The sequence below is a fragment of the Micromonospora sp. NPDC006766 genome, from assembly GCF_040636055.1.
In the GTDB taxonomy this organism is placed as follows: Bacteria; Actinomycetota; Actinomycetes; order Mycobacteriales; family Micromonosporaceae; genus Micromonospora.
In genome coordinates, this window is sequence record NZ_JBEYIX010000105.1 from 1 (window position 1) to 5,747 (window position 5,747).

General features: G+C 68.1%; 3 protein-coding genes. All 3 read right to left on the minus strand.

Going from position 1 to position 5,747, the window contains the following annotated elements; all coding sequences use genetic code 11:
- Window positions 1-105 precede the first annotated feature (105 nt).
- Window positions 106-2,355: a M14 family zinc carboxypeptidase gene (locus ABZ671_RS32245; RefSeq protein WP_357865199.1), complete on the minus strand. Its 2,250-nt coding sequence runs from the start codon at window positions 2,353-2,355 to the stop codon at window positions 106-108.
- A gap of 635 nt (window positions 2,356-2,990) precedes the next feature.
- The gene (gene katG / locus ABZ671_RS32250; RefSeq protein WP_357865202.1) at window positions 2,991-5,186 is read right to left on the minus strand and encodes a catalase/peroxidase HPI; all 2,196 of its coding nucleotides are present in this window, start codon (window positions 5,184-5,186) and stop codon (window positions 2,991-2,993) included.
- A gap of 126 nt (window positions 5,187-5,312) precedes the next feature.
- A partial coding sequence (locus ABZ671_RS32255) for a hypothetical protein (RefSeq protein WP_357865206.1) occupies window positions 5,313-5,747 on the minus strand: 435 nt, incomplete at its 5' end.

A 5,747-nucleotide genomic window follows, 5' to 3' on the forward strand; every position in this document is an offset into this window, starting at 1 on the left:
AGTTCCTCACCCGCGCCACGCTCAACGGCTACCACGCCAAGAGCCTCGGCGCGAGCAAGGTCGTCGACCGGTACTGGTCCGTAGCGTTACGGCCCCGTCCCGGGGTCAGCTCTTGGGTACGTTCAACTCCCGAACCTGCACCGCCTCGGCGTTGCCGGCGATGTCGACCGCGAACCACTTGACGGTGGTCTTGGCGTGGATGGTGATCTGCTCCGCGCCCTCGCGGTAGCCCGCGGAGGCGAGCTTCAGCGAGGAGGTGGTCGGCGTGCTGCCGTCGAGGGTGTAGTAGATGTTCGCCGCCTCGTTCACCTTGAAGGTGAACTTGGTGAGACCCGCGTCCTTGGCCTTGACCAGCAGCTCCGACGTCGGCGCGCTCTTGTCCGCGCCGAACTTCTTCGCCACGTCCAGGATCGCGATCTGGCCGCTGGAGAACTCCATGGCCTCCTCGTGGCCCTCGGCGAACGCCGGCTGGAAGCCGACCGCCGTGTACCGGCCGGTGGCCTTGTTGTAGATGTCGGCGCCGACCTCGAAGTCCCAGCCGATGATGCCGCGCTTGTACCAGTGCTCGTCGGCGCTGTTGCCGGCCGCCGAGTAGAGCACGTCGGTCACCGGTCCGGTGCGGCCCGGCCAGATCGCCGTGCCCCGCCAGGACTGCACTGCGGAGAGGATCTTCGACGAGGCGTCCCAGAAGTAGTTCTCGGTGCCGAGGTCGACCCGGGGCAGCACCTCACGGCCGGCGGTCTTGTAGGCGCCCGGCGGCCACATGAAGTACCCACCGTAGGAGTGGGTGTTCATCGCGAACTTGATGTTCGGGAACTCGTTGACCAGCCAGACCTCGTTCTTCGCCTCCGGCTCGGAGAGCATGGCCGGGCCGGCGAAGGTGTCGCTGGTGCAGCTCGTCGACGCGCCGTTGTAACCGTCGAAGACCGTGCCGACGGTGAAGTTGCGGTTCAGGTCGACACCCCAGCCGTTCCGGTTGCCCGGGTCGGACGCGCTGGCGGCGCAGTGGTTGGTCATGTTACGGCGCTGCGAGTTGTAGTCGTACATGCTGTAGTGGGCACCGTCCGGGTTGACCACCGGCATGATGAAGATGTCCAGCCCGTTGACCAGGTTCTGGGTCTTGGTGTCCTGCGCGTAGTTGCGCAGCAGCCGCTCCGCGGTCTCCAGGCAGGTGATCGGGGTGACCCACTCCCGCGCGTGCTCCTGGCAGTAGATGAACACGCCGGTCCGCGTGCCGTCCTTGGCGCGGCCGATCCGCAGCACCTTGTTCTGGAACGGGTCGCGGGAGACGCTGGCCGGCGCCTTCAGGTAGTCGGTCAGCTTGGTCGAGCCGGCGGTGGCGACCACGCCGGTGCCGGCGTTGCCCCGGTAGAGGTCCGCCTTCAGCAGGGCGGCCGCCTCGGGCTTGTTGTTGATCGCGTTGACCACCTGAGCGGCGGTGCTGGTGACGGCACCGGAACCGTTGGTGGCCAGCGAGACCACCACGTTCTTGCCCGAGACGAGAACGTCGAGCGGGAGGTTGTTGCCGCCCTGGTTGACCAGGGACATGGTGATGTCGTTGCCGCCTTCGTGGCCCCACGCCTTCGACGTCACGTAGAAGGTGCTCTGCGCGACCGTGCCGAACTGGGCCTGCGCCTTGCGGCGGTAGCCGTTCGTCTTGTTCGGCAGGTCGATCAGCTGGGTGATCTTCGGGAACTCCTGGTGGAGCGCGGTGAGCCGAGCCATGATCTCGGTCGGGTCCATGTAGTGGTCGACGAAGTCCGAGACGTAGCTCTCGCTCGGCTCCGGGTTCTTCTTCCCCAGCCACTGGGTCACCGACGCCTTGACGGTGCCGCCCTTGTTGCTGGTGAAGACCACCCGGTCCGGCGTCGCGGCGGTCAGCGGCAGCGGGTTGGTGAAGCGGTGGTACATGTACTGGCCGGCGTCGGTGAACCGGGAGAGGGTCGCGGTGCCGCCCGAGCCGGGCGCGGTGTTCACGCCGGTGTCCCAGCTGGCGGTGATCACCGTGGCGGCGTCGACGGCGCTCGACTTGACCTCGAAGGACAGGAAGCGGTTGCCGTCCAGGCTGGTGAACCACTCGGCCCGCAGCACGGTCAGCGTGTCCTGCGCCGCGGCGGCGGCCTGGGCGACCTGGATGGCCTCGTTGCGCTCGGCGATGTTCTCGGCATAGTCCGTCTGGTCCAGGATCTTGTCCTGGACGTTGAAGCCCATGGCGCGGAGCGCGTCGCTCTCCGCCGGGCTCAGGACGGCGTGCACCTCGATGCCGTTGTCGAGTTGCTTGTTGTACTCCGCCAGGTCGACTCCCAGGTCGACGAGACGGTCCACCTCCGCCCGATCGGCGGCAACGATGCGCATAAGCGCGACACCGTTCTGTTCAGTGCTAGAATTCCGGTCCGGCACAACTCGGCCACCGCCCGTTGACGGGCTCGCCAGTGTCGGCAGTGCGCCGAAGGCAATGGCCGCAGGCAGGGTGACCAGCGCTAGGAGGCGACCCACCCTGACCTGTTTCCCGAATCTCCTCATATGGGAGTTCCCTTCAATCGAGCGTGCTTGATGCCGCCCCGGCATTCGTGGTGCCGGGGCGGAGCATTGGCGCACGCGGGCTGGGCGAAGTGTGTTTCGTGTTACGTATGTTGTCAAGGGTTCACCCGTGGCTGTTATGATGAGCCATCGATAGTGGTAAGTCTTTATCGACTTCGTATCTATCAATTTGAACGCATGAGTCAACATCCCACGGAACGACGGCGCGAATTCCTCCGCACGGCCTACGGGGAGGTGAGAGGCTCGCGGTCACTCCGTCGGGCAGCCGTCCGAAGTGGCTGCGTGGCCGGCGCGGGTGCGGTGTGGCACGCACGCGTCCGGGCGGAGAATCTGTCGCGTGCGCCTCGACGCGGAGAGCTCCTGTTATCCAACCGTTACCTGTGCGTGGCGGCAGGGCCCAACCCCTGTCGAGATCGAAGGTGGCCGGTGCCCGCGATCGGGTCGGCCCGTCAGACGAGGTCGAACCGGTCCAGGTTCATGACCTTGACCCACGCCGCGACGAAGTCCTGGACGAACTTCTCCTGCGCGTCGCGACTGGCGTAGACCTCGGCGATGGCGCGGAGCTGGGAGTTCGCCCCGAAGACGAGGTCAACCGCGGTGGCGGTCCACTTGACCTCACCCGTGGCGCGGTCCCGCCCCTCGAACACGTTCTCAGCGGAGGTGGATGCCGTCCACTCGGTGCCGATGTCGAGCAAATTCACGAAGAAGTCATTTGTCAACGTCTCGGGCCGGTCGGTCAGGACGCCGTGTCGCGTCCGGCCCACGTTGGCGTGCAAGGCCCGCATGCCGCCCAGCAGGACCGTCATCTCGGGAGCGGTCAGCGTCAACAGGTTGGCCCGGTCCAGCAGCAGGGTCTCCGGCGACAGCTTCCGGTCGGCTCGCAGGTAGTTGCGGAATCCGTCTGCCCTCGGCTCGAGCACGGCGAACGACTCCACATCGGTCTGTTCCTGGGCGGCGTCGGTGCGTCCGGGAGCGAAGGGAACCGTGATGTCATGCCCGGCGTTCCTGGCCGCCTGCTCGACGGCCGCGCACCCGCCGAGGACGATCAGATCGGCGAGCGAGACCTTCTTCCGGCCGGCCTGTGAGTTGTTGAAATCCTGTTGGATCTGCTCCAGAGCCCGCAGCCCCGTGGCGAGCTCGGCCGGCTCGTTGACCTCCCAGTCCTTCTGCGGCTCAAGGCGAATCCGCGCTCCGTTGGCCCCGCCACGCATGTCGGTGCCGCGGAAGCTCGCCGCCGCCGCCCAGGCGGTCAGGGCCAGTCGGGAGACGGACAGCCCCGACGCGAGGAGTGCGGCCTTGAGGGCCGCGACGTCCTCGTCCCCGATCAGGTCGTGATCGACCGCCGGTACGGGGTCCTGCCACAGCTGCGGCTCGGGAACCCACGGGCCGAGGTAGCGCGAAACGGGTCCCATGTCGCGGTGCAACAGTTTGTACCACGCCTTGGCGAACGCCTTCGCGAGCTGGTCCGGGTGCTCCAGGAACCGCCGCGAGATCGGCTCGTAGATCGGGTCGAACCGGAGTGCGAGGTCGGACGTGAGCATCCGCGGCTCGCGGCGTTTCGACGGATCGTGCGCCTCGGGCACCAGGTCGGCGCCCGCGCCGTTCTTGGGCCGCCACTGGTGCGCGCCGGCCGGCGATCGCATCAGCTCCCACTCGTAGCCGAAGAGGATCTGGAAGAACTCGTTGTCCCACCGGGTCGGATGGTAGGTCCAGGTGACCTCGAGCCCGCTGGTGATGGTGTCGTCGCCCTTGCCGCTGCCGAAGGTGTTCCGCCAGCCGAGGCCCTGGCTCTCGAGGGGAGCCCCCTCGGGCTCGGGGCCGACGTACTCGGCGGAGGCGGCACCGTGGGTCTTGCCGAACGTGTGGCCGCCGGCGATGAGCGCGACAGTCTCCTCGTCGTTCATCGCCATGCGGCGGAAGGTCTCGCGGATGTCCCGGGCGGAAGCCAGCGGATCCGGGTTGCCGTTGGGCCCCTCCGGGTTCACATAGATCAGGCCCATCTGCACGGCGCCGAGCGGACCGGCGAGTTCCCGGTCGCCGCTGTAACGCTCGTCTCCGAGCCAGGTGTCCTCGGGCCCCCAGAAGATCTCCTCGGGCTCCCAGATGTCCTCTCGCCCGAAGCCGAAACCGAACGTCGTGAAGCCCATCGACTCCAGGGCGCAGTTGCCGGCGAAGACCAGCAGGTCGGCCCAGGAGATCTTCCGTCCGTACTTCTGCTTGACCGGCCAGAGCAGCCGGCGCGCCTTGTCGAGACTCGCGTTGTCGGGCCAACTGTTGAGCGGGGCGAAGCGCTGTGCGCCGTCGCCGGCACCGCCACGCCCGTCTTCGATGCGGTACGTGCCGGCGGCGTGCCAGCTCATCCGGATGAAGAGCGGCCCGTAGTGGCCGAAGTCGGCCGGCCACCAGTCCTGCGATGTCGTCATGACCTCGACGATGTCCCGCTTCAGGGCGTCGACGTCGAGGGCCTTGAACTCTTCCGCGTAGCTGAAGGCCGCGCCCATCGGGTTGGCCCGGGGTGAGTGCTGGTGAAGAACCTGCAGGTTCAGCTGATTCGGCCACCAGTCCTGGTTGGTTCTCGGCCGAGTCGGCTTCACGGTCGGGGAGGGGATTGCTGGGTTCTCGCTCTCGCTGCCGCGCTCAACCACGTTCGTCCCACTCCTTCTTGTCTTCCCGTTCGGTCACCCGATCGCTGCAACCACGGTGCGCAGTATGCCCGAATTTGACGCTGAATGCGGCGGATCCGGCGGTGCCGCCTGGTGTGTCCCGTGCGCTCAGCCGGGCAGCAGCCGGGCCAGGGCGCGCAGCGCGGTGCGTACGGCGTCCTCGTCAGCGCTGAGGCTGACCCGCAGGCCCGGCGGGGCGCCCCGCCGCGCGGCGAACTCGTCGGCCCCGGCGACCGCGACGCCCCGGCGGCGGGCGGACGCGGTGACCGCCTCGGCGTCGTGGTGGAGGCGCACCCAGGCGAAGGGGGCCGGACCGGGGGCGTGGACCCGGTCGCCGAGCAGTTCCCGGGCGAGCGCGGCCCGGCCGGCCAACTCGGCGGCGCGGGCGGCGGCGAGCCGGTGCGCGGCCCCGCTGAGCACGAGTTCGGTGGCGACCTCGGCGACCAGCGGCGCCGCCGCCCAGGCGAGTCTTCGCGGTGATTTTGCTCTTCTCCGAGGCTTCCTTGACGGCGTTGCGCAGCTCGGTCCGCAGCCCGGTCGTCT